Annotated in this window: 21 protein-coding genes and 1 pseudogene; 13 read left to right on the forward strand and 9 right to left on the reverse strand. The window is 59.7% G+C overall.

What is annotated here, in order from left to right; translation table 11 throughout:
- Positions 1 to 10 precede the first annotated feature (10 nt).
- On the reverse strand, positions 11 to 1,045 hold the full coding sequence (gene hpxD, locus AK59_RS0116110; protein ID WP_013097237.1) for a molybdenum cofactor-independent xanthine hydroxylase subunit HpxD: 1,035 nt from the start codon (positions 1,043 to 1,045) through the stop codon (positions 11 to 13).
- Between the two features lie 17 nt (positions 1,046 to 1,062).
- Positions 1,063 to 2,217, reverse strand: coding sequence for an FAD-dependent urate hydroxylase HpxO (gene hpxO / locus AK59_RS0116115; RefSeq protein ID WP_029883237.1), 1,155 nt, complete (start codon positions 2,215 to 2,217; stop codon positions 1,063 to 1,065).
- Positions 2,218 to 2,457: 240 nt separating this feature from the next.
- Here hpxO and uraD point away from each other — a divergent pair, with 240 nt between their 5' ends.
- Both uraD and uraH read left to right on the forward strand, forming a co-directional pair.
- Complete coding sequence (uraD, locus tag AK59_RS0116120; protein ID WP_029883238.1) at positions 2,458 to 2,958, forward strand: 2-oxo-4-hydroxy-4-carboxy-5-ureidoimidazoline decarboxylase; 501 nt, start codon at positions 2,458 to 2,460, stop codon at positions 2,956 to 2,958.
- Entirely contained in the window at positions 2,955 to 3,278 is a 324-nt protein-coding gene (gene uraH / locus AK59_RS0116125) for a hydroxyisourate hydrolase (protein WP_029883239.1), read from the forward strand. The genes uraD and uraH overlap by 4 nt, the downstream gene beginning before the upstream one ends.
- Here the strand turns inward: uraH and guaD are convergent.
- Together guaD and AK59_RS0116135 are read right to left on the reverse strand one after the other, a co-directional pair.
- Positions 3,258 to 4,574 (reverse strand): guanine deaminase, encoded by a 1,317-nt coding sequence (gene guaD / locus AK59_RS0116130; protein WP_029883240.1) that lies wholly within the window; start codon positions 4,572 to 4,574, stop codon positions 3,258 to 3,260. The two genes, uraH and guaD, sit on opposite strands and share 21 nt — an antisense overlap.
- Complete coding sequence (locus AK59_RS0116135) at positions 4,574 to 6,082, reverse strand: NCS1 family nucleobase:cation symporter-1 (RefSeq protein WP_029883241.1); 1,509 nt, start codon at positions 6,080 to 6,082, stop codon at positions 4,574 to 4,576. The genes guaD and AK59_RS0116135 overlap by 1 nt, the downstream gene beginning before the upstream one ends.
- Positions 6,083 to 6,226: 144 nt before the next feature.
- On the opposite strand from AK59_RS0116135, the gene AK59_RS0116140 reads away from it, so the two are divergent.
- The 3 genes and pseudogenes from AK59_RS0116140 to puuE all read left to right on the forward strand — a co-directional run bounded on the left by AK59_RS0116140 (position 6,227) and on the right by puuE (position 8,636).
- Positions 6,227 to 6,943, forward strand: coding sequence for a GntR family transcriptional regulator (locus AK59_RS0116140; protein ID WP_029883242.1), 717 nt, complete (start codon positions 6,227 to 6,229; stop codon positions 6,941 to 6,943).
- Positions 6,943 to 7,819: pseudogene (gene hpxA, locus AK59_RS0116145) on the forward strand (allantoin racemase). The gene AK59_RS0116140 and the pseudogene hpxA overlap by 1 nt, the downstream one beginning before the upstream one ends.
- Positions 7,737 to 8,636, forward strand: a complete 900-nt coding sequence (gene puuE / locus AK59_RS0116150) for an allantoinase PuuE (RefSeq protein WP_226836439.1) — start codon at positions 7,737 to 7,739, stop codon at positions 8,634 to 8,636. The pseudogene hpxA and the gene puuE overlap by 83 nt, the downstream one beginning before the upstream one ends.
- An 81-nt stretch (positions 8,637 to 8,717) precedes the next feature.
- Here the strand turns inward: puuE and hpxZ are convergent, their stop codons facing one another.
- Genes hpxZ through hpxW form a run of 4 tightly spaced genes read right to left on the reverse strand, consistent with a single transcriptional unit; the run spans position 8,718 to position 12,277 of the window.
- A complete protein-coding gene (gene hpxZ, locus AK59_RS0116155) occupies positions 8,718 to 9,104 on the reverse strand; it encodes an oxalurate catabolism protein HpxZ (protein WP_020689671.1) in 387 nt (128 codons plus the stop codon).
- The gene (locus tag AK59_RS0116160) at positions 9,101 to 10,498 is read right to left on the reverse strand and encodes an AtzE family amidohydrolase (RefSeq protein WP_029883243.1); all 1,398 of its coding nucleotides are present in this window, start codon (positions 10,496 to 10,498) and stop codon (positions 9,101 to 9,103) included. The genes hpxZ and AK59_RS0116160 overlap by 4 nt, the downstream gene beginning before the upstream one ends.
- Positions 10,495 to 10,683 carry an oxalurate catabolism protein HpxX gene (hpxX, locus tag AK59_RS0116165; protein ID WP_029883244.1) on the reverse strand — a complete coding sequence of 63 codons (189 nt, stop codon included), beginning with the start codon at positions 10,681 to 10,683 and terminating at the stop codon, positions 10,495 to 10,497. The genes AK59_RS0116160 and hpxX overlap by 4 nt, the downstream gene beginning before the upstream one ends.
- Before the next feature lie 10 nt (positions 10,684 to 10,693).
- Positions 10,694 to 12,277, reverse strand: a complete 1,584-nt coding sequence (gene hpxW, locus AK59_RS0116170) for an oxamate amidohydrolase (protein ID WP_029883245.1) — start codon at positions 12,275 to 12,277, stop codon at positions 10,694 to 10,696.
- A gap of 145 nt (positions 12,278 to 12,422) precedes the next feature.
- On the opposite strand from hpxW, the gene hpxU reads away from it, so the two are divergent.
- The 7 genes from hpxU to hpxK all read left to right on the forward strand — a co-directional run bounded on the left by hpxU (position 12,423) and on the right by hpxK (position 18,771).
- Entirely contained in the window at positions 12,423 to 13,262 is an 840-nt protein-coding gene (hpxU, locus tag AK59_RS0116175; protein WP_014831361.1) for a MurR/RpiR family transcriptional regulator HpxU, read from the forward strand.
- Positions 13,263 to 13,454: 192 nt separating this feature from the next.
- Positions 13,455 to 14,237 (forward strand): transporter substrate-binding domain-containing protein, encoded by a 783-nt coding sequence (locus AK59_RS0116180; RefSeq protein WP_029883246.1) that lies wholly within the window; start codon positions 13,455 to 13,457, stop codon positions 14,235 to 14,237.
- Between the two features lie 4 nt (positions 14,238 to 14,241).
- A complete protein-coding gene (locus AK59_RS0116185; RefSeq protein WP_020689665.1) occupies positions 14,242 to 14,907 on the forward strand; it encodes an amino acid ABC transporter permease in 666 nt (221 codons plus the stop codon).
- The gene (locus AK59_RS0116190) at positions 14,907 to 15,563 is read left to right on the forward strand and encodes an amino acid ABC transporter permease (RefSeq protein ID WP_020689664.1); all 657 of its coding nucleotides are present in this window, start codon (positions 14,907 to 14,909) and stop codon (positions 15,561 to 15,563) included. Before AK59_RS0116185 ends, AK59_RS0116190 begins: the two co-directional genes overlap by 1 nt.
- Positions 15,544 to 16,281, forward strand: a complete 738-nt coding sequence (locus AK59_RS0116195) for an amino acid ABC transporter ATP-binding protein (RefSeq protein WP_013097221.1) — start codon at positions 15,544 to 15,546, stop codon at positions 16,279 to 16,281. The genes AK59_RS0116190 and AK59_RS0116195 overlap by 20 nt, the downstream gene beginning before the upstream one ends.
- 13 nt (positions 16,282 to 16,294) lie before the next feature.
- On the forward strand, positions 16,295 to 17,536 hold the full coding sequence (locus AK59_RS0116200) for a pyridoxal-phosphate-dependent aminotransferase family protein (RefSeq protein ID WP_029883247.1): 1,242 nt from the start codon (positions 16,295 to 16,297) through the stop codon (positions 17,534 to 17,536).
- On the forward strand, positions 17,533 to 18,771 hold the full coding sequence (hpxK, locus tag AK59_RS0116205) for an allantoate amidohydrolase (protein WP_029883248.1): 1,239 nt from the start codon (positions 17,533 to 17,535) through the stop codon (positions 18,769 to 18,771). Before AK59_RS0116200 ends, hpxK begins: the two co-directional genes overlap by 4 nt.
- Here hpxK and AK59_RS0116210 read toward each other — a convergent pair.
- Positions 18,768 to 19,883: an ABC transporter ATP-binding protein gene (locus AK59_RS0116210; RefSeq protein WP_029883249.1), complete on the reverse strand. Its 1,116-nt coding sequence runs from the start codon at positions 19,881 to 19,883 to the stop codon at positions 18,768 to 18,770. The two genes, hpxK and AK59_RS0116210, sit on opposite strands and share 4 nt — an antisense overlap.
- A gap of 321 nt (positions 19,884 to 20,204) precedes the next feature.
- On the opposite strand from AK59_RS0116210, the gene AK59_RS0116215 reads away from it, so the two are divergent.
- Positions 20,205 to 21,419 carry an extracellular solute-binding protein gene (locus AK59_RS0116215; RefSeq protein ID WP_013097217.1) on the forward strand — a complete coding sequence of 405 codons (1,215 nt, stop codon included), beginning with the start codon at positions 20,205 to 20,207 and terminating at the stop codon, positions 21,417 to 21,419.
- The last annotated feature ends 57 nt before the right edge of the window (positions 21,420 to 21,476 follow it).

Here is a 21,476-nt window from a genome sequence, read left to right on the forward strand (position 1 = left end):
CAGCCCTCCATCAGACCAGGAAAAACGCGCCAAAACCCATCTTTTTCAGCCCCCGGCGATAGGCAATCGAGCTTTTATCCGCGGGAATATGGGCTTCAAGGGTCAGATCCAACGGCAAACTTTCCGGGCGCTGGGTCTCGACCATCAGGCGGTCTTCCTCAAAAATCCGCAGGTTAAAGGCATGCACCTCTTCCACCGGAATATGCAGATCAAAGTTACGCGCAATCGGGGCAAACATGCGGGTGACGCGTGACGAGACCGGCGACGCGGCGTTCATGATCACCAGCCGGGATTCGCCCGGAAAATGGATCGTCAGGGTGGCGGTAAACGGCAAATGCATTTCAAAATGGCGCAGCCACTGGAAGCCTTCCGGCGCCTGCACGTCAGCGCTGGCGGGATAATTGCTCACCGAACTCCAGTAGTCCGCTACAAAACCAAACGGTGTTTCCTGTGGCTGATAGGTCGGGACGAGCTGGTTATCCGGGTCCGCAAAGGTGCTGGTGTGGATCCACGCAAAATGCGCCACATCCAGAAATCCTTCCACCTGGCGGCCAGCGAAGCCATTCACCTCAAACGCCGGACAGTTGATCTGCTGAAAGCCATCGTCATCCCAGTGCGGCATGGTGGGCAGCGGCATCGGGTTATCCGGGTCAAACGCCAGACACGTCCAGATCAATCCAAAGCGCTCCTCCACGGCGTAGTTAATCAGGTTGAGTTTCGCCGGTACTGGCTGGTCGGGGCTGGAGGGAATACGGTTGCAGCGGCCATCTTCTCCGAAGCGCAGGCCATGGTAGGGGCAGATAATCCCGTGCTCATCATGAAAGCCCAGCGTCAGCGGCACGCCGCGATGCGGACAAACGTCGCGGGCGACCACGACCTGGCCTTTCACGCGGTAGATAACCAGCGCTTCGTCAAGCAGGGTCGCCTTAACCGGCGCCGCGCCAATGTCGCAGGCGCGCGCAACCGGATGCCAGCACTTTGCCAGACGCAGCCAGTCCTCTGGCTCAAACGTGCAATGGGCGGGTGGTACAGGTGCTTTATTCATGTGTATTCCTCTTACGTTCAGCCTAATGGTCCGCCCTGAATGGTGTCGCACAAACCGTTGATAATGCGCTCCCCGGTCTCCTCTCTCAGCTCCTGATACCAGGCTCTGGTTAACGCCATATCTTTACCGTGCGTGACGTCACAGCGCTTGCGAGCCTTCAGCACCAGGTCGCGTACCCGGTCACAGCGCAGGGCTTCGTACTGCCGCAGCGCCAGCATAATGTTGTGGTTTTCGCGCAGACAATCACCCAGCACAACCGCATCCTCCAGCGCCGCGCAGCCGCCCTGGCCGATATCCGGCGTGGTGCTGTGCGCCGCATCGCCGAGCAGCGCCACGTGGCCGCGTACCAGGCTATCGAAGGGCTCAATGTCGTGGATTTCTATGCGGTTGGTGGTATCCGGATCCAGCGCGGCGATCAGCTTCTGCACCGGCGGCGCCCAGCCGCGGAAGTAACCCATGAGATCGGCTCTGAGGGTGGTGCGATCTTCCGCCAGACCGAGGGGAAGCGGGACATCAAAAAAGAAATAGAAGCGGCCACCGGAGACGGGCATCAGCGACACACGCTTGCCTTCTCCCACGAACGTGGTCCACTGGTGGGCGGGGGCAATCTCTTCATCAATCTTCACCAGTCCGTTCCAGTTAACGTAACCGGCGTAGCGGCGCTCGGGGGTATACCCCAGCACGTACGGGCGCACCGCCGAATGGCTGCCATCGGCGGCAATCAGAAAATCGCCCGTCGCCGTGCTGCCGTCGGTAAATGTTACGCTGACGCCAGCATCATCTTCCCGGACGTGTTCGACGCGCTTGCCGAACTGCACCCGCTCGCGACCCCAGAAGTCCAGCATCTCGCGCTGCAGTTCAGCGCGCGAGACGGGGCAGGGGCGTCCCCCGGTGCGCTCCACCAGCGGGGCCAGGCTAAAGCGGGTCAACGTGTCGCCGCGCCGGTGATCCTTGTAGGCCATAAAGCGCATCGGCCCGCCGTATGTCTCAATAATGTCGCCCATGTCGAGGTGCTGCATGCATTTCACCCCGTTGGGCCAGATGGAGATGGCCGCGCCAACGGGTTTGATCTCTTTTACTGCTTCAAACACGGTACAGTCGATGCCCGCCTTTTCCAGCGCGACAGCGGCGCTCAGGCCACCAATGCCCGCACCAATGACGATTGCTTTCATGCTTCTCTCCTTTTGCCGGGTGTCATTAACATCAGCAATTTGCGTACCAGGCTGCAGAGTGGCGTAAAGGGCGTTGTGGGAGGGATGTTTGCACTGCTAAGGTGCGTTATCGCGGTGGGAATGCCTTTTTATGAATCAATAATTTCCGGTTTAGGGATCAGGAATCAACTGTTTCAGGTCTCAGGCAAGAGTGGCGTGTTTTGTGCAATGTTCAGGGACGATGATGACACGGGAGGAACCATGATAACGCTGGACGATTTTAATCACCGAAGTCTCGAAGAGGTGCTTACGCTATTACACCCTTGCGTGGCCATTCCCGGCTGGGCCGAGGCGCTGGTCGCCGGGCGGCCTTATCCGAGCCGGGAGGTTTTGTTTAACGCGGCCCAGGCGCTGACGCATAGCTGGGATGAACACGCGCTCACGCAGGCCCTGAGCGCGCATCCGCGCATCGGTGAGAAGCCCATGGGCACGCAGGCGGAGGCGGCGCTGTCGCGTCGGGAGCAGGGAGCGGTGAATCATGATGATGCCCGGCTTGCTGAGGCGTTACGGGCAGGCAATGCCCGCTACGAAAGCCGTTTCGGGCGCGTCTTTCTGATCCGCGCCAAAGGCCGCAGCGGGGAGGAGATCCTCCAGGCCCTGAACGCGCGGCTGGAAAACAGCGATGCGCAGGAGGTGCAGGCCGCACTGGATCAGCTGCGGGAAATTACCTTATTACGACTGGAAGGAGTCATTGGCGCATGAGCACGCTCAGTACACATATTCTGGATATCTCGACGGGCAAACCCGCGCAGGGGGTGACGGTACGTCTTGAACAGGACGCGGAGATCATCGCAACTGGCGTGACCAACGCGCAGGGCCGCATCACCGAATTTGTTCCCGTCCTGCCTGCGGGCCGCTATCGGCTGGTGGCCGAGACTGGCGTCTGGTTTAGCGAAACGGGGCGCGACACGCTCTATCCCTGCGCGCAGATTGATTTTCTTATCGGCGAAACGGCAGATGAGCACTTCCATCTGCCGTTTGTGATTGCCCCTGGCGGCTGGTCAACCTACCGCGGCAGCTGACCACACTGGCTCGCCGTTGACCCAGGTTTGGCTGATATTACGCTCGTCGCCCAGGGTCATCAGCACAAACAGCTGCTCGTAGATATCCTTGCAGCGCCCGCTACGCAGGCGCTGAAGCGGGGTGACCGCCGGGTCGATCACGATAAAATCGGCCTCTTTGCCTGGAGCGAAGTTGCCAATTTTGTCATCCAGACGCAGGGCATGCGCGCCACCCAGCGTGGCATGATAAAAGGCCTCGCTGGCGCGCAGGCGATAGCTCTGCAACTGACCCACCTTGTAAGCTTCCCCCAGCGTGCGCAGCATGCTGAAGGTGGTACCCGCGCCGACGTCGGTGCCGATACCCATCCGCACCTTGTGCTGCCAGCAGGCGGGTAACCGAAACAGCCCGCTGCCAAGAAACAGATTGGAAGTAGGGCAAAACGCCACCGCCGATCCGGTGTCGTGCAGGCACTGCCACTCGCTGTGGTGCAGATGGATCCCGTGAGCAAACACGCTGCGCTCGCCGGTGAGGCCGTAGTGGTGATAGACATCCAGATAACGTTCATGCTCCGGCCACAGGTCATTAACCCAGGCCACTTCGTTCGGGTTTTCGCTCAGATGGGTCTGCAGCCAGGTGTCCGGAAACTCCTCTCTGAGTAAACGCACCGCTGCCAGCAGTTCCGGTGATGAGGTGGGCGCAAAGCGTGGCGTAATGGCATACCCCAGCCGTCCATGGTGGTGCCAGCGCTGGATTAGATCCCGCGTCTGCTGGTAGCTCTGTTGTGCCGTTTCGGTCAGGTAGTCCGGGGTGTGCCGGTCCATCATCACCTTCCCGGCGATAAGGCGCATATTCAGACGCGATGCTTCGGTAAACAGCGCATCCACCGATTGCGGATGCAGTGTGCAAAACACCAGTGCGGTGGTGGTGCCGTGGCTCACCAGCTGATTTATGAAAAATTCCGCGATCTCTTTTGCGTAGCTCTCGTCGGCAAACTGGCTCTCCACCGGAAACGTATAGGTGGTCAGCCACTCCAGCAACTGCTCGCCGAAGGCGCCGATCATCTCGGTCTGCGGGTAATGAACGTGGGTATCGATAAAGCCGGGCAGCAGCAGTTTGCCGCGCAGGTCGGTGTAACCCTTGTGCGGGTCAAGATATTGCTCTCCCTCCTGCCAGGCCATGAGCGCCACGATTTTCCCGTGGTGAATAAACAGCAGGCCGTCCTCCTGGTAGCGCGCATGGTCGGCAATCAGGTCTGCGCTGTCGCAGACCCGGGCGATATCGAAAAATGCACCGCGTATCGCAGTCTGGTAATCCATCACGGCTCCTGTCTGATTGTTTGCGTGGCCTCGCGTGCCGTGAAGTGAGCGGCGGACGCCCCTTCGCGCTCTTCACGCGCCAGCCAGCGGTAGGTTACCCCGCCAAGGAACACGCCAATGAACCAGCTAAAGTTTGCCACCTCATGCAGCGCCGGGATGAAGCTTATCACCAGCCCGACGGCAACCGAGGGGATCAGCGCGCCGATGGCTTTCGGGTTAAAGCCGTTGCGGTACCAGTATTTCCCTTCTGGCGTGTCATCGAACAGGTCGTCCACGGATACCTTGCCACGCTTAATCAGGTAGAAATCGGCAATCAGGATACCGAACAGCGGACCGATAAACGCCCCCAGCACATCCAGGGTGTAATGAATAAGCTCCGGGGAGTTAAACAGATTCCACGGGGTTAACAGGATCGAGCCGACGGCGGCAATCATTCCCCCGGTGCGGAAGCTGATTTTCTGCGGGGAACAGTTAGAGAAATCAAACGCCGGGGAGACGAAGTTGGCCACGATGTTAATCCCGATGGTGGCGGTGATCATGGTCAACAGACCAATCGCCACCGCCAGATCGTTGCCCACGCGGCTGACGGTTTCAATCGGGTCGGTGATCATGCGGCCAAACAGCGACTGGGTACCGGAGACAATCACCACAGTCACGATGGAGAACAGCAGGAAGTTAAACGGCAGGCCCCAGCGGTTACCGCGGCGGATTTCCCCCATGCTTTTGCCGTAGCGGGAGAAATCACCAAAGTTGAGCAACGGGCCTGAGAAGTAGGAGACCACCAGCGCCGTGGCGGTGATCATCTGCCAGGTCTGCTCGCCCGCGCTCAGGGATTTGCTGGCGAGGGTAAAGGAGATCCCGTCGAATCCGGTCTTGTATACAATCCATCCTGCCAGCGCCAGCATCACCACATAGACCGCCGGGCCGGCGATGTCGATAAAGCGCTTGATGGCATTCATGCCGTGCCAGAAGACCATTGCCTGCAATACCCACATAATGGCAAAGCAGACCCAGCCCAGGTGCGACAGCCCGAGAAACGCGCCGGTGGTGAGCGACGAGAGTGACGGCCAGAACTTCAGCGCCACCAGCATCAGGGCGTTAGCGGCCAGATAGGTCTGAATGCCGTACCAGGCAAAGGCGATAAGCCCGCGGATCACCGCCGGAATGTTTGCCCCGAACACGCCAAAGGCCTGACGGCTGACCACCGCATACGGCACGCCCGCCATCTGGCTCGGTTTCGCCACCAGGTTGGCACACAGCTGCACAATGCAAATTCCCACCAGCAGGCAGAGCAACACCTGCCAGCTTGCCAGCCCGAGCGTAAAGAAGCTCGCGGCGACCACGTATCCCCCCATGCTGTGGACATCGGACATCCAGAAAGAAAAGATGTTGTACCAGCTCCAGTTCTGGTCACGCGTCGGTGCCAAATCCTCATTGCAAAGCCGTGGGCTGTATACCGCACCGGAATCAGCGGCCGTACCGTGTTGCGTATTTTGTCTGTTTGGCATGAAACCTGCTCCTGTGAATGAAAACCCGTTGAGTGGGAGTGCAGACGGTGTTGCAGGATCCAGGCCAAAATAATAAATCTTGTATGCAATATTTTATTTTTATGTATACGATTCGATAGCGAAAAGTAAAAAGTGGAGTGGTTAATGAACAACGTGAACAGTCTGCACGCCGCGACAGACCTGCAAGACAAAGACGAATCCATCTTTCAGGCGCTGATGACCGCGATTGTCGAACATCAACTGCTGCCGGGAAGCAAATTGCCGGAAGAGGCGCTGGCGGAGGTCTTTAGCGTGAGTCGTACGGGCATCCGTAAGGTGCTGCAGCGACTCGCCGCTGTGCAAATGGTCACCTTAACGCCCAAACGTGGTGCACACGTTGCCAGCCCGACGGTCGAAGAGGCCCGGCAGATCTTTCGCACCCGCGCGCTACTGGAGGTCGCCAATCTACCGGACGTGCTGGCGCACTGTCAGCCGCCGCATCTGGCCGCGCTGGCGTCAATCATCCGTCAGGAGCAGCAGGCGCATGAGGCTTACGACGGCCCGGCGGCGATCCGCCACTCCGCAAATTTCCATATTCAGCTGCAGGCCATCTCCGGCAATCAGGTCCTGACGGAGATGGTGACCCGCCTGAGCCAGCGCTCCTCGCTGGTGATTGCCACCTGGGGCGCACCGTGGCGTCAGGGGTGTCGCTGCAATGACCACGAACAGCTTGTGGAGCTGCTGCGTCAGAAAGCGCTGCAACCCCTGAGTGATGCCTTAATGCACCATTTTGAACATATCGTCGCCAGCCTCTGTTTCGAACGGGCAGGTGAATGCCTGCCCGATTTTGCCCGGCTGTTCGCCAGCCACAAGGAGTCGTAATGTCGTCTGTCCGTATACAAGTCATTAATCCCAATACCAGCCTCGCAATGACGGAAACCATCGGCGCGGCCGCCCGCGCGGTGGCTGCGCCGGGCACGGAGATCCTCGCGGTCTGCCCCAGTGCGGGTGTGCCCTCAATCGAAGGCCATTTTGATGAAGCCATTGCCGCCGTGGGTGTACTTGAGCAAATCAAAAAAGGCCAAGAGCAGGGGGTGGAAGGGCACGTGATTGCCTGCTTTGGCGATCCGGGGCTGCTGGCCGCGCGCGAGCTGGCGCAAGGGCCGGTTGTCGGCATTGCCGAAGCTGCCATGCACATGGCCACGCTGGTGGCGACGCGCTTTTCTATCGTCACCACGCTGCCGCGCACGCTGATTATCGCCCGTCATTTGCTGCAGCAGTATGGCTTTCAGGATCACTGCGCGGCCCTGCACGCGATTGATCTCCCGGTGCTGGCGCTGGAAGACGGCAGCGGCCTGGCGCAGGAGAAGGTGCGCGCGCGTTGTATACAGGCCCTGAAAGAGGATGGCTGCGGTGCCATCGTACTGGGCTGTGGCGGGATGGCAACGCTCGCCCAGGAGCTGACGCGCGAGCTGCGCGTGCCGGTGATCGACGGCGTCAGTGCGGCGGTGAAGATGGTGGAATCGCTGGTGGCGCTGGGGCTGTCAACCAGCAAGCACGGGGATCTGGCCTTCCCGGAGAACAAACCGTTAAGCGGACATTTTCAGGCATTGAATCCATTTTAATTTTTGGGGGGGTAGCAATGGGGCTTTTTGAAGAGGGTTATCCGCGGGATCTGCGTGGCTACGCAGGCAACCCGCCGCATGCGCAGTGGCCGAATCAGGCACGCATCGCCGTGCAGTTTGTGCTCAATTATGAAGAGGGGGCAGAAAACCACGTCCTGCATGGCGATGCCGGGTCGGAACAGTTTCTCTCGGACATCATCGGAGCGGCCAGCTATCCCGACAAACACATGTCCATGGACTCCCTGTACGAATACGGCAGCCGCGCCGGGTTCTGGCGAATTCATCATGAATTTCAGAAACGTGGCCTGCCGCTGACGGTCTTTGGCGTGGCGATGGCGCTGGCGCGTCACCCGGAGATTGTCGCGGCGATTAAGGCGGCGGATTACGACGTGGTCAGCCACGGCTGGCGCTGGATCCACTATCAGAACATGGATATCAACCAGGAGCGGGAACATCTGCACAAAGCGGTGCACGTGCTGACCGATCTGTTTGGCAAGCCGCCTGCGGGCTGGTACACCGGGCGCGACAGCCCCAACACGCGCCAGCTGGTGGTCGAGCACGGCGGTTTTGACTACGACAGCGACTACTATGGCGACGACTTGCCCTTCTGGACGGAAGTGGCCTGCAGCGATGGCAGCCGTAAACCGCACCTGATCGTGCCCTACACGCTGGACGCGAACGACATGCGCTTCGCCACCGCCCAAGGGTTTAATACCGCCGAGCAGTTTTATACTTATCTGAAAGACAGCTTTGACGTGCTGTATGAAGAGGGTGAAAGCGCGCCGAAGATGATGTCCATCGGCATGCACTGCCGCCTGCTGGGGCGTCCGGGCCGTTTTCGCGCGCTGCAGCGGTTCCTGGATTATGTGCAGCAGCACGAGCGGGTGTGGGTTTGTACCCGCCAGCAAATTGCTGACCACTGGCGGGACGTGCATCCGTTTCAGAAATAGTGGTGTCGTATTGTGCCGGGTGGCGGCTGCGCCTTACCCGGCCTACAGCATCCGCAGCGCCACCGGGCAGGTTTTTCAGCGTCACGACATCAAACTCACCTGCGCCGCCACGATCCGCCACCCGTAAGCAAACCGCACCCACGTCTGCTGCTGGCGGCCAATTCGTTCCGTCCCCTCGCGGGTAAATTCGGTGCTGCACACCGCGTAATCTTCTCCGAAGGTGGTGATCACGGTATTGCGCAACGTCCGCTGCAGCCCGGCGGAGGGGCGCGCCGCCCGAAAGGCGCGGATTTCATCAATGCCGTAAAGGTTTTCCCCCGCGCCCAGTCGCACCGTGTTTTTGTCGTGCCAGAACAGCTCATCCAGCACCGCAATGTTGTTGCTCACCAGCGCATCTTCATAGCGATAAAACGCGGCCGTGACGTCCGCCACCACCCAGGGAAGGTTAATGTCGTCGTGATTCATCATTGTGCCATCTCCGCAGGACGGGCATCGGTTATCCCGCTCGCTTCCAGGACCCGCGCCACGCGCAGGCAGGCTTGTTCATTAAACGGCGCTGCGATGAGTTGCAGACCAATCGGTGTTCCCTGGGCGGTGCGTAGCGGAACGGTGGTGACGGGTAAACCCAGAAATGAAATCGGCTGCGTCAGCATCCCCATGCTGGCGCGCACCGGCAGTGGCTCGCCGTTAATCTCCATGGTCTGCTCGCCAATCGTCGTGGCGCTGCGCGGCGTTGCCGGAGCGATCAGCACGTCGGCCTGCTCAAACAGCGCTTTACAGGCCTGTCGGGCGTGGGCGCGAAAACGCTGGGCCTGAATATACCAGGCGGAAGGGATCATCGCCCCAGCCAGCAGGCGTTCGCGGGAGTGTGGTTCAAAACGCTCCGGTTCACGGCGAAGTGACGGCAGGTACTGGTTCCCCCCTTCGGAGGCGCTGATGATAAACGCGGCAGAGCGGGACAGCGCGGCTTCAGGGAACTGCAACTCCTCCTGGACGTCGAGAGCACGTGCCGCGCGCGCGACGGCTTCCCGGGCGTCGTCGTTACACCACGTGCTGAAATAGCCCCCGAGGACGGCGCAGCGCAAACCATCCAGACCGCGATCGAGCAAAGGCCGCGTCTGCTCGCGGGAGGACTCTGCCTGAAAAGGGTCGCTGGTGTCTCGTCCCTGTAGCGCATCGTACACGGACGCCAGATCGCACACCCGGCGGGCAAACGGCCCGATATGATCGAGACTGGCGACAAACGGGTGGCTGCCGGAGCGTGACAGGCGGCCAAAGGTCGGTTTTAAGCCGTAAATTCCGCACAGGGACGCCGGGACGCGAATCGACCCGTTGGTATCGGTACCCAGTGAAAAATGGACCAGCCCGGCGGCGACGGCAGCGGCAGAGCCACCGGAGGAGCCGCCTGCAATGCGCGTCAGATCGTGCGGATTACGCGTGGCGCCGTAGTGGCTGTTTTCCGTGGTAAAGCCGTAGGCATAGGCATCCATATTGACCATCCCGGACAACAGTCCTCCCGCGCTGCGTAGCTGGCGAACCGCAAAGCTGTCTGCGCTGGCAGCGGAACGCTTGCTGAACAGCTCGGCTCCGGCGAGGGTGGTGTGCCCGGCCACATCAAACAGGTTTTTTACCGCGTAAGGCACGCCCGCCAGCGGCGGCAGGGGGCGCTTTTCCCGGCGCAGGGTGTCGATATTTTCTGCCTCGGCCAGCATCCGCGCTTCGGTAACCGCCGTCCAGGCGTTGATCTGCGGGTTGATGCGCGCAATATCCTCCAGCGTCTGACGGGCGATCTCGTGGGCGCTTAACTCGCCTGCACTCAGCGCCTGCTGGATCGCGCTGATACTCATCTCGTGTAGCCTCATGCTTTGTATACTCCTGCGATCTCCAGACGGTCATCAAGCGGCAGCGCCATCAGCGGAGCGGCCATGGTGGCAATGCGGCTAAACTGCTGCTGAAGCTCCGCGCGGCGGGCGTCATCCAGCTCAACGCCCAGCACGGCCTCCATCTGCGCCAGGTAGGCATGCCAGTCAGGTTGTTGTGTTGTCATGGTTTTCTCCTCAGTATCCGGCGGCGGCGCCGTTGCTGCGCGGGTCGAACGCGCCTTCAAACAGCCCGTTCGGGTGGCGGACAAGCGCGCCCGCGTGGCCCATGGCTTCGCTAAAGTCCGGGAAGATCTCCACCTCGTGACCCAGCGCCTGCAGGCGTGCGATCGTTTCAGGGGAAAACCGACCTTCCACCTTTAAGGTGTCTGAGCTTTGTCCCCAGGTGCGCCCCAGCAGCCAGCGCGGACGGGAGATGCTCTCCTGCAGCGGCAGACCCTGCACCACATAGCGGGTAAAGAGCGTGGCCTGAGTTTGCGGCTGGCCGTCACCGCCCATGGAGCCGTAGACCATCACCCGTCCGTCGTTCAGACGCGCCGCGGCCGGGTTCAGGGTATGGAACGGCTGTTTGCCCGGCGCGAGAGCCAGAAGATGTGCGGGATCGAGGCTGAACGACGCCCCCCGGTTCTGCCAGACGATACCCGTATCCGGGAGCACCACCCCGCTGCCGAACTCGTGATAAATGCTCTGGATAAACGACACGGCCAGGCCGCTGTTATCCATCACCCCCATCCACACCGTATCGCCAGGGCCTTTGCCGGTGCCCCACGGCGCGGCATGGTTATCGTTAACCCGGTCGGCGAGCGCCTGAAGCGCCGCAGGATCCAGCAGGCTCTGGATATCGGTTTTCAGCTCGCGCGGGTCGGTGATGTGTGCATCGCGCAGGCCAAAGGCCAGTTTGGTGGCTTCCACAATGCGGTGCACCGTCCCGGCGTCATCGGCATCGGCCATCGCCAGACGGTCGGTGATGCCGAGGATCGCCAGCGAGACCAGCCCCTGCGTCGGTGGGGCGAGGTTCCAGACCTCGCCCTGCTGATGCGCTAATTTCAACGGCGTGGTGCGCCGGGCGACATGCGCGTTCAAATCCGCCAGCGTAATGGGCAGGCCGAGCGTCTCCATCCCACGGGCCAGACGCGCCGCCAGCGGACCACGATAAAAACTCTCCAGACCCTCTTCGGCAAGTTGCGTCAGCGTGGAGGCCAGCGCCGGTTGATAAAACCGGCTGCCGACCTCCGGTGGTTTGCCGTCTACCAGCCAGGTTTCTGCAAAGCCGGGCAGGTCTTTCAGTTCGTCGAATTTACTGGCGGTGGCAGTGGCCTGCGAGGCCGTGACCGGCGTGCCATTGCGGGCATAGTCAATGGCATCTGCCAGCAGGCGCGTCAGCGGCAGGGCGTTGCCCGTCAGCGCGTGTGAGACCTTAAGCGCCTCCGCCCAGCCACTGACGGTACCCGCCACGGTCAGCGCCGCTCGGGGGCCGCGGTGGGGGATGTGCGCCAGATCGCCATAGGCGGCAAGTGTCGCCAGCGATCCCGCCGCGCCGCTGGCATCAATGGCAATCGGTTCGCCGCCGGGGGGCACGATAAGCCAGAAGCCATCGCCGCCCAGGCCATTCATATGGGGATAGACCACGGCAATGGTGGCCGCTGCCGCGACCATCGCTTCAATCGCGCTACCGCCATCGCGCAGCACAGACAGCGCGCTCTGGCTGGCAAGATGATGGGGGGCAACCGCCATTCCGTGTACGGAGACATTACTTTGCATGAACAGTCCTCATAACCCTGAAAGTCACAAGGCGCTGCAAAAGCTGTTCCAGGTATGAAAGAAAAGTTTCATGTCATCCCGGCTGATAAGCTGGCATGCTTAATGAATAGAGAGCAATAGATGAAACAAACGTTACAGAGGCGTTATGGAACAGCTTGATGAACGACTGAAAGCACAATACGCGTCACTGTCGCCGCAGGAGCAGCGGGTGGCGGATTTTATTTTCGATCACTTCGACGACCTGATCAGCTACAACAGCGCCGAGCTGGCACAGCTGAGCGGAGTGTCGAAAGCCACGGTGAGCCGCCTGTTTAAGCGTCTGGGCTATGAGAAGTATAAAGACATGCGCGATGAGTTGCGTACCCTGCGCCAGAGCGGTATGCCGCTGACGGACAACCGCGACGCGGTGCAGGGCAATACGCTGCTGGCGCGTCACTATAAGCAGGAGATGGCTAACCTGACCCAGTGGGTGAATGCCCTGGATGCCCGGCAGTTTGCCGACGCGATGGCGTGCATGGTTAAGGCGAGGCGCATCGTCATTATCGGGATGCGTAACGCCTATCCGGCGGCGCTGCATCTGCGTCAGCAGCTGTTGCAGGCACGCGGACAGGTGCTGGTACTGCCGCAACCGGGGCAGAGCCTGAGCGAAGAGCTGGTGGATCTCACCCCTGACGATCTGGTGGTGATGATGGCCTTTCGTCGCCGACCGCGCATTATCCGCCCGCTGCTGCAGCAGCTTCAGGGCAGTGGTATTCCGGTGCTGCTGATGTGCGAGCCGCAGGCGCACAGCCTGTTTCCGCTGGCGAGCTGGCAGCTCTGCGCTCCGCTGGACAGCGTCTCAGCCTATGACAGCTACGCCTCGGTCAATAGCCTGATCAACCTGCTGGCAAACGCCTTTCTGCATGAAATCCTCGATAAAGGCCGTCCGCGCATTCATGAGATCGCCACCCTGTATCAGCACCTGGACGAGCTCGAACAACGATAATGGGGCATCGGTGTGGTGCTTTGCATTGAAATGGTGCAGTGAGGCGGGGCGAAAAAGAGACAGCTTTTTCGCCCCGCCTTTGATTTATCAGGATTTACAACAAAATCCCGCGTTTCGCTTTATCTGGCACATTAGTTGCAAAATCCAATTCAAAGAATCTTTTGTTTCATGTTAACGTTACGGGGAAGCACCATGAAAAAATTGTTGATTGCACTGGCCGGGGCCGTTTGTCTGTTCACTAACCTGTCGGCAAAGGCGGACCAGCTTCAGGATATCGAAAAACGCGGCACCATTCGCATTGCCGTGCCGCAGGATTTCCCGCCGTTTGGCTCGGTCGGAACCGATCTGCAGCCGCAGGGCTATGACATCGATATGGCGCGTTATCTGGCCAAACAGATGAAGGTCAAGCTGCAGCTGGTCCCGGTGACCAGCGCCAACCGCGTGCCGTATCTGCAAACCGACAAAGTTGACCTTGTCATTTCAAGCCTCGGTAAGAATGCGGAACGTGAAAAGGTGATCGATTTCAGCCGCGCCTATGCGCCGTTCTTCCTCGGGGTGTTTGGCCCGAAAGGCGCAGAGCTGAAAGATGCCGCCGCCCTGAGCGGTAAAACCATCGGCGTGACGCGTGGCGCGGTCGAGGACATGGTGCTGACCAGCCTGGCGCCGAAAGACGCAGACGTAAAACGCTATGAGGACAACAACACCACGCTGTCGGCGTATCTGTCCGGACAGGTACAGTATGTGGCCACCGGCAACCTCGTGGTGGCGGCCGTCTCGCGCCAGAACGCGGAGAAAGCTCCGGTGCCGAGCTTTATGCTGAAAGATTCTCCGTGCTTTATCGGTCTGAAGAAAAATGAACCAGCGCTGAAGGCGAAAGTGGATGCGCTGATTGAACAGGGTATTAAAGACGGCACCCTGAACGGCTTCTCTGAGCAGTGGCTCAAGGCGCCGCTGCCGGCAAGCCTTGGCGTGTAAGGCAATGACAGAGCAACTCCATTTCTCTGAGCTCTGGCCGCACTGGCCGGCGCTGCTGGCCGGGCTGTGGGTCACCATCCAGTTGACGGTGATGGCGACCCTGGGCGGTCTGGCGATTGGTATTTTCGGGGCGGCTATTCGCAGCGGGCGGGCGACGTGGTTTAGCCGGATCTGGGGCGGTTACGTGGAGATTATCCGTAACACGCCGTTTGTGGTGCAGCTGTTTTTTATCGTCTTTGGCCTGCCCAATATGGGGCTGAAGATGACGGCGGGTGAGGCGGCACTGCTGGCGATGGTGATCAATCTGGGCGCGTACAGCACGGAGATTGTCCGGGCGGGCATTCAGGTGACACCCAAAGGGCAGTGGGAGGCCGGACGCGTGCTGGGGCTGACCCGCACCCAGACCTTCATTCGCGTGGTGTTACCGCCTGCGCTACAGCGTATTTATCCGGCGCTGGTGAGCCAGTGCATTATCGTGATGCTCGGCTCGTCGGTGGTGTCGCAGGTCTCGTATGAAGAGCTGACCTTTGCCGCCAACCTGATCCAGTCCAGAACGTTTCTGAGCTTTGAGGTTTATCTGGTGACAACCGGGATTTACTTAGCGCTGTCGATTACCCTGCGTCAGCTGATGATGGCGGCAGGACGCAAATGGCTGGGGGTACAGGCATGATGACCACCTTTACCGACTGGGACATTATTCGCAACCTGCTGCTGGCCGGGCGCTGGACGATACTGCTGTCGCTGGTGGCGTTTGTCGGCGGCGCGGTGGTGACCCTGCCGCTGCTGCTGCTGCGTCTCACTGGCGGGCGAATGATCATGCGCCTGATCCGCGGCTATATCGAACTGTTTCAGGGTACACCGCTGCTGATGCAGCTATTTCTGGCGTTCTTCGGCGTGGCGCTGTTCGGCATCGATGTCTCGCCATGGACCGCCGCATCGCTGGCCCTCACGTTCTACACCAGCGCGTTTTTGCTTGATATCTGGTTTGGCAGCATTCGCGCGCTGCCCAAAGGGCAGTGGGAAGCGTCGCGCTGTCTGGGGCTGACCTTTGGCCAGACGCTTTATCGGGTGGTCGCGCCGCAGGCGTTGCGGATTGCGATTGCGCCGACGGTCGGTTTTGCCGTCCAGGTGATTAAGGGCACGGCGCTGGCGTCAATCATCGGCTTTATCGAGCTGACCAAAGCCGGGACGATGCTCACCAATGTCACTTATCAACCGTTTAAGGTCTTTGCGCTGGTGGCGCTGGGCTACTTCATTCTGTGTTATCCGCTGTCGCGTTACAGCCGTTATCTGGAGACTAAATTCAATGCCTCTCATCACCATTAATCAGGTGCAGAAGTACTACGGCGATAACCATGTCCTGAAGGGGGTCGATCTCGATATCGACATGGGCCAGGTGATTTCGATTATCGGGCGCAGCGGATCCGGCAAAAGCACCCTGCTGCGCTGCATCAACGGTCTGGAAGGGTATCAGGACGGCAGCATCAAGCTTGGCGGCATGACCATTACCGACCGGGATTCCCAGGCGCGTGAAATCAGCCGCTCGGTCGGGATGGTGTTCCAGAACTTTAACCTGTTCCCGCACATGACGGCTCTGGAAAACGTGATGCTCGCCCCGCGTCGGGTGCTGAAGAAAAGCGCCGCCGAATGCCGGGCGCTGGCGCAGCAGATGCTGGAGAAAGTCGGCCTCGGCGATCGTCTGGATTACTACCCGTCGAGTCTCTCCGGCGGCCAGCAGCAGCGCGTGGCGATTGCCCGTGCGCTGGCGATGTCGCCAAAAGTCTTACTTTGTGACGAGATCACCTCCGCGCTCGACCCGGAACTGGTGGGCGAAGTGCTTAAGGTGCTGGAGCAGCTGGCAGCAGAAGGGATGACCCTGATTCTCGTGACCCATGAAATGAATTTTGCCCGCGAAGTGGGCGACCGCGTGGTGTTTATGCACCAGGGGAAAGTCTGGGAGCAGGGCGACAGCAAAACGCTTTTCGCTAACCCGCAGACCACCGAACTGAAGCAGTTCATCTCCTCCGTGCGCGGCCTCAACTGATAAGGACTTAACAATGGATATCGCTCAATTTCCGCAACTTAATCCGCCGCCGCGTCTGCTGATGGGGCCGGGGCCGATCAATGCCGATCCGCGCGTACTGCGCGCCATGTCGAGCCAGCTGATTGGTCAGTACGACCCGGCGATGACCCACTACATGAACGAAGTAATGGCGCTCTACCGCGGGGTGTTCCGCACCGAAAACCGCTGGACGATGCTGGTGGACGGCACCTCGCGCGCGGGCATTGAGGCGATTCTGGTGTCGGCCATTCGCCCGGGCGATAAAGTGCTGGTGCCGGTGTTTGGCCGCTTCGGCCATCTGCTGTGCGAAATCGCCCGCCGCTGCCGGGCGGAAGTGCATACCATCGAGGTGCCGTGGGGCGAGGTGTTTACCCCGGATCAGGTGGAGGATGCCATCAAACGTATTCGTCCCCGTCTGCTGCTGACCGTGCAGGGGGACACCTCCACCACCATGCTGCAGCCGCTGGCCGAGCTCGGCGCGATTTGCCGCCGTTATGACGTGCTGTTTTACACCGACGCCACCGCGTCGCTGGGGGGGAACGCGCTGGAAACCGATGCCTGGGGGCTGGATGCCGTCTCCGCTGGCATGCAGAAATGTCTCGGCGGCCCGTCCGGCACGTCACCGATCACCCTGAGCCCACGCATGGAAGAGGCGATCCGCCGCCGCAAATGCGTCGAGGAAGGGATCCGCACCGACGCCCATCGCGACGGCGACGAGGAGATGATCTACTCCAACTATTTCGATCTCGGCATGGTGATGGATTACTGGGGGCCGGAGCGGCTGAACCATCACACTGAAGCCACCACCGCGCTGTTTGGCGCCCGCGAATGCGCGCGGCTGATCCTCCAGGAAGGGCTGGACAACGGCATCGCCCGGCACAAGCTGCACGGCGATGCGCTGCTGAAAGGCATTCAGGCGATGGGGCTGGAGACCTTTGGCGATCTTAAGCACAAGATGAACAACGTGCTGGGCGTGGTGATCCCGCAGGGCGTTAACGGCGATCAGGTGCGTAAGCTGATGCTGGAGGATTTCGGTATCGAAATTGGCACCTCGTTTGGCCCGCTGCACGGCAAGGTATGGCGCATTGGCACCATGGGTTATAACGCCCGTAAAGACTGCGTAATGACCACCCTGAGCGCGCTGGAGTCGGTGCTGAAATACCTGAAATTCACCCCCCCCCAGGGGGCGGCGATGCAGGCCGCCTGGGATCATTATCGCCGCGAGACGTCACAATGAGCCCGGCGGCAGAGCGGGTGTTGGCCCGTGCCGATGCGCTGGCCGCCATCAGCGAAACCCCGGACGGCCTGACGCGGGTTTATCTTTCCACGCAGCATCTGCAGGCCAACCAGCTGGTCGGGCAGTGGATGAGCCAGGCGGGCATGACCGTCTGGCAGGACAGCGTCGGGAATATTTGCGGGCGCTATGAGGCGCAGCTGGAGGGCGCACCGGCGATACTGCTTGGCTCGCATCTGGATACCGTGCGCAATGCCGGGCGCTACGACGGCATGCTCGGCGTGCTCACCGCCATTGAAGTGGTGGACAGCCTGCATCAGCAGGGCGTGCGCCTGGCGCAGGCCATCGAGATTGTTGGCTTCTGCGACGAAGAAGGTACCCGCTTCGGCATCACGCTGTTAGGCAGTCGCGGCCTGACGGGCACCTGGCCGGAGAATTGGCTTGATACCTGTGATGCCAGTGGCATAAGCGTGGCGCAGGCGATGGTGCAGGCGGGGCTGGATCCCGCACGGGTAGCGCTTGCTGCGCGGCATCAGGACGATTTCAGCGCCTGTCTGGAGCTGCATATTGAACAGGGGCCGTGTCTGGAGCAGGAGGGGATGGCGCTGGGGGTGGTGGAAGCCATTAACGGTGCGCGGCGTCTGAACTGTCTCTTTACCGGCGAAGCCGGGCATGCCGGAACCGTGCCGATGGCTCACCGTAAAGATGCCCTGGCCGCGGCTGCCGAATGGATGGTGCAGGTTGAAAACACCACCCGACAGCGCGGCGGCAATCTGGTTGCCACGGTGGGGGCGTTACGCTGCCTGCCCGGCGCGGTCAATGTGATTCCCGGCGAGGTGGCGCTATCGCTGGATATTCGCGGCCCGCAGGATGCCCCGCTGGACGCACTGCTCACTGAACTGCTCATTCAGGCGGAAGAGATCGCAGCCCGACGTGGGCTCAGTTTCAGCGCCGAGGAGTTTTACCGGATCGCCGCCACGCCCTGCGATGCCAGACTGCAATCGCTGTTAGGGGAGGCTGTGACATCGGTTCAGGGCCGCACGCTATCGCTGCCGAGCGGTGCCGGGCACGACACCATTGCGCTGGCAGAACGCTGGCCGGTGGGGATGTTGTTTGTGCGCTGCAAGGGGGGCATCAGCCACCATCCGGCGGAGTCGGTGATGGCTGAGGATGTTGCCCTGGCGATTGAGGCGTTTGGGCGGGCGGTGAGGACGCTGGCTGACGGTGGCGCGCGTTAAGCCACCGAACGCACCGCATCTTCGATATCAGCGCTCACCCGTACATCCTGGTCATCAAAAACCATGCAGTGATGGTCGTCAAACGCCACGTCTATCTTCTGCCAGGGCGCGAACTTCACGTCGCCCGGCAGCAAGATCTTCACGTTGTCATGGCCATAGCATTGCCCAAACAGGTAAGTATTGTTTCCCAGTCGCTCCACCACTTCACAGTTAAATTCCAGCCGCGTGCCGCGGTGAAGGTCGGTGGTTAAATGTTCCGGGCGGATGCCCAGCGTGACCTGACTTCCCGGCTGCAGCGGTGTGGTGGTTATCGCGAGCGTGAGCGACTTTTGTTGCGATAGCCTGACGGTAAGCTTACCTGGCTGCCAGGCTTCAACGGTCGCCGGCAGAAAGTTCATCTTCGGAGAACCGATAAACCCGGCGACAAACTTATTTGCCGGTTTGTAATAGAGATCCATCGGGGCGCCCATCTGCTCAACCTTGCCATAGTTCATGACCACGATCTTGTCGGCCAGGGTCATCGCTTCGATCTGGTCGTGCGTGACATACACCATGGTGGTTTTCAGCTCCTGATGCAGGCGGGCAAGGTGCAGACGCATCTCGACGCGCAGTTCGGCGTCCAGGTTAGAGAGCGGTTCATCAAACATAAAGACGCGCGGGTTACGCACGATGGCGCGGCCTATTGCCACGCGCTGGCGCTGCCCGCCCGAAAGCTGTTTAGGTTTGCGGTCCAGCAGATGGGAGAGCTGCAGCGTTTTTGCGACCATCTCCACCTGGTGACGGATCTGTTCTTTTGGGACCTTATTCACTTTCAGCCCGTAGCCCATGTTTTCGGCGACCGTCATGTGCGGATAGAGCGCGTAGGACTGAAACACCATGGCCACGCCGCGGTGGGAAGGCGCGACGTCATTCATGACCTCATTACCGATTAAGACTTCACCTTCGCTAATCTCCTCCAGACCGGCAATCATGCGCAGCATGGTCGATTTACCGCAGCCGGAAGGGCCAACAAAGACGGCGAATTCCCCGTCTTCAATTTCAAGATTCACGTTGTGCAAGGTGACGGTGTCGCCAAAGCGCTTGGTGACATTCCTTAACTGTATGTTTGACATCAGTGTTCCCCGAGTAAACCGCTATCTATGTTTTACGTATAACAATCAGGTTTAACATAGCTGGACGGTGCAATTTGTCTGTATTGACTATAACTTCCAGTATTCATGCGCCCTATACAGATTTTCCATTAATGTTATGACGATCACACAACTTACAGTTTTTTGTAGAGTTATCATGATGTGAAGGGTAGCGTATACCAAACCAAAGATATTTGACGTCATACGTGCAGCATCTGATTTTGCTGAATTTTAGATGAGGCAAATAAGGCGTTAAATGTCATAACAACCATAAAATTGTTATACCTTCACATGAGGTTTGTAATGAAAAAGAACCTACTTGCCGCTCTGATCCTTTCTACGCTCTCGGTGCAGGTACATGCCACCACGCAGCTTAACGTCTGGGAAGACATCAAGAAGTCATCCGGTATAAAAGAGGCGGTGGCTGACTTTGAAAAACAGTACGACGTTAAGGTCAACGTCCAGGAAACCCCTTACGCCCAGCAGCTGGAAAAACTGCGTCTGGATGGCCCGGCGGGCATTGGCCCGGACGTGCTGGTGATCCCTAACGATCAGCTGGGCGGCGCCGTAGTGCAAGGGTTGCTGACCCCCCTGAATCTGGAGGCTAAGCAGACCGAACAGTACACCCCGGCCTCAATCAATGCCTTCAAAATGGATAATGCCCTCTACGGCGTACCGAAAGCGGTCGAGACGCTGGTGCTGATCTACAACAAAGACCTTATCGACAAGCCCCTCAATTCGCTGCAGGACTGGTATGACTTTTCGAAACAGCAGCGCGCGAAAAACCAGTACGGCCTGCTCGCCAAGTTCGACCAGATTTACTACAGCTGGGGGGCAATTTCTCCGATGGGCGGCTACATCTTCGGTCATAACGACAAGGGCGGCTATAACGCCAGCGACGTTGGCCTGAACAAGCCGGGCGCGGTAGAGGCCGTGACGTACCTTAAAAAATTCTACGCCGACGGGATCTTCCCGGCCGGGATAGTCGGTGACAACGGTCTGAACGCCATTGACTCCCTGTTCACCGAGAAGAAAGCGGCAGCCGTGATCAATGGGCCGTGGGCATTCCAGCCGTATGAAGCGGCAGGGATCAACTACGGCGTTGCGCCGCTGCCAACGCTGCCCGACGGCAAGCCTATGAGTTCTTTCCTTGGCGTGAAAGGCTACGTTGTCTCCACGTGGAGCAAAGACAAAGCCCTGGCGCAGAAATTTATCGAATTCATCAACCAGCCGCAGTATGTGAAAACGCGCTACATCGCCACGCGTGAAATCCCGCCGCTTACCGCGATGATCGACGATCCGATTATCAAAAACGACGAAAAAGCGAGTGCCGTCGCGGTACAGTCGGCGCGCGCAACTGCCATGCCGGGCATCCCTGAAATGGGTGAAGTCTGGGGGCCAGCCAACGCCGCGCTGGAGTTGAGCCTGACCGGCAAACAGGATCCTAAAGCCGCGCTGGATAGCGCAGAAAAACAGGTCCAGATGCAAATCGAAGCCATGCAGGCCAGCAACCAGTAATTTTCTGCCGTCGCAAAACGGGAGGACTCTCTCCCGTTTTTTTGAAAGGAGTTGTCT

This window comes from Enterobacter sp. T1-1 (assembly GCF_000710795.1).
Lineage (GTDB): Bacteria > Pseudomonadota > Gammaproteobacteria > Enterobacterales > Enterobacteriaceae > Enterobacter > Enterobacter cloacae.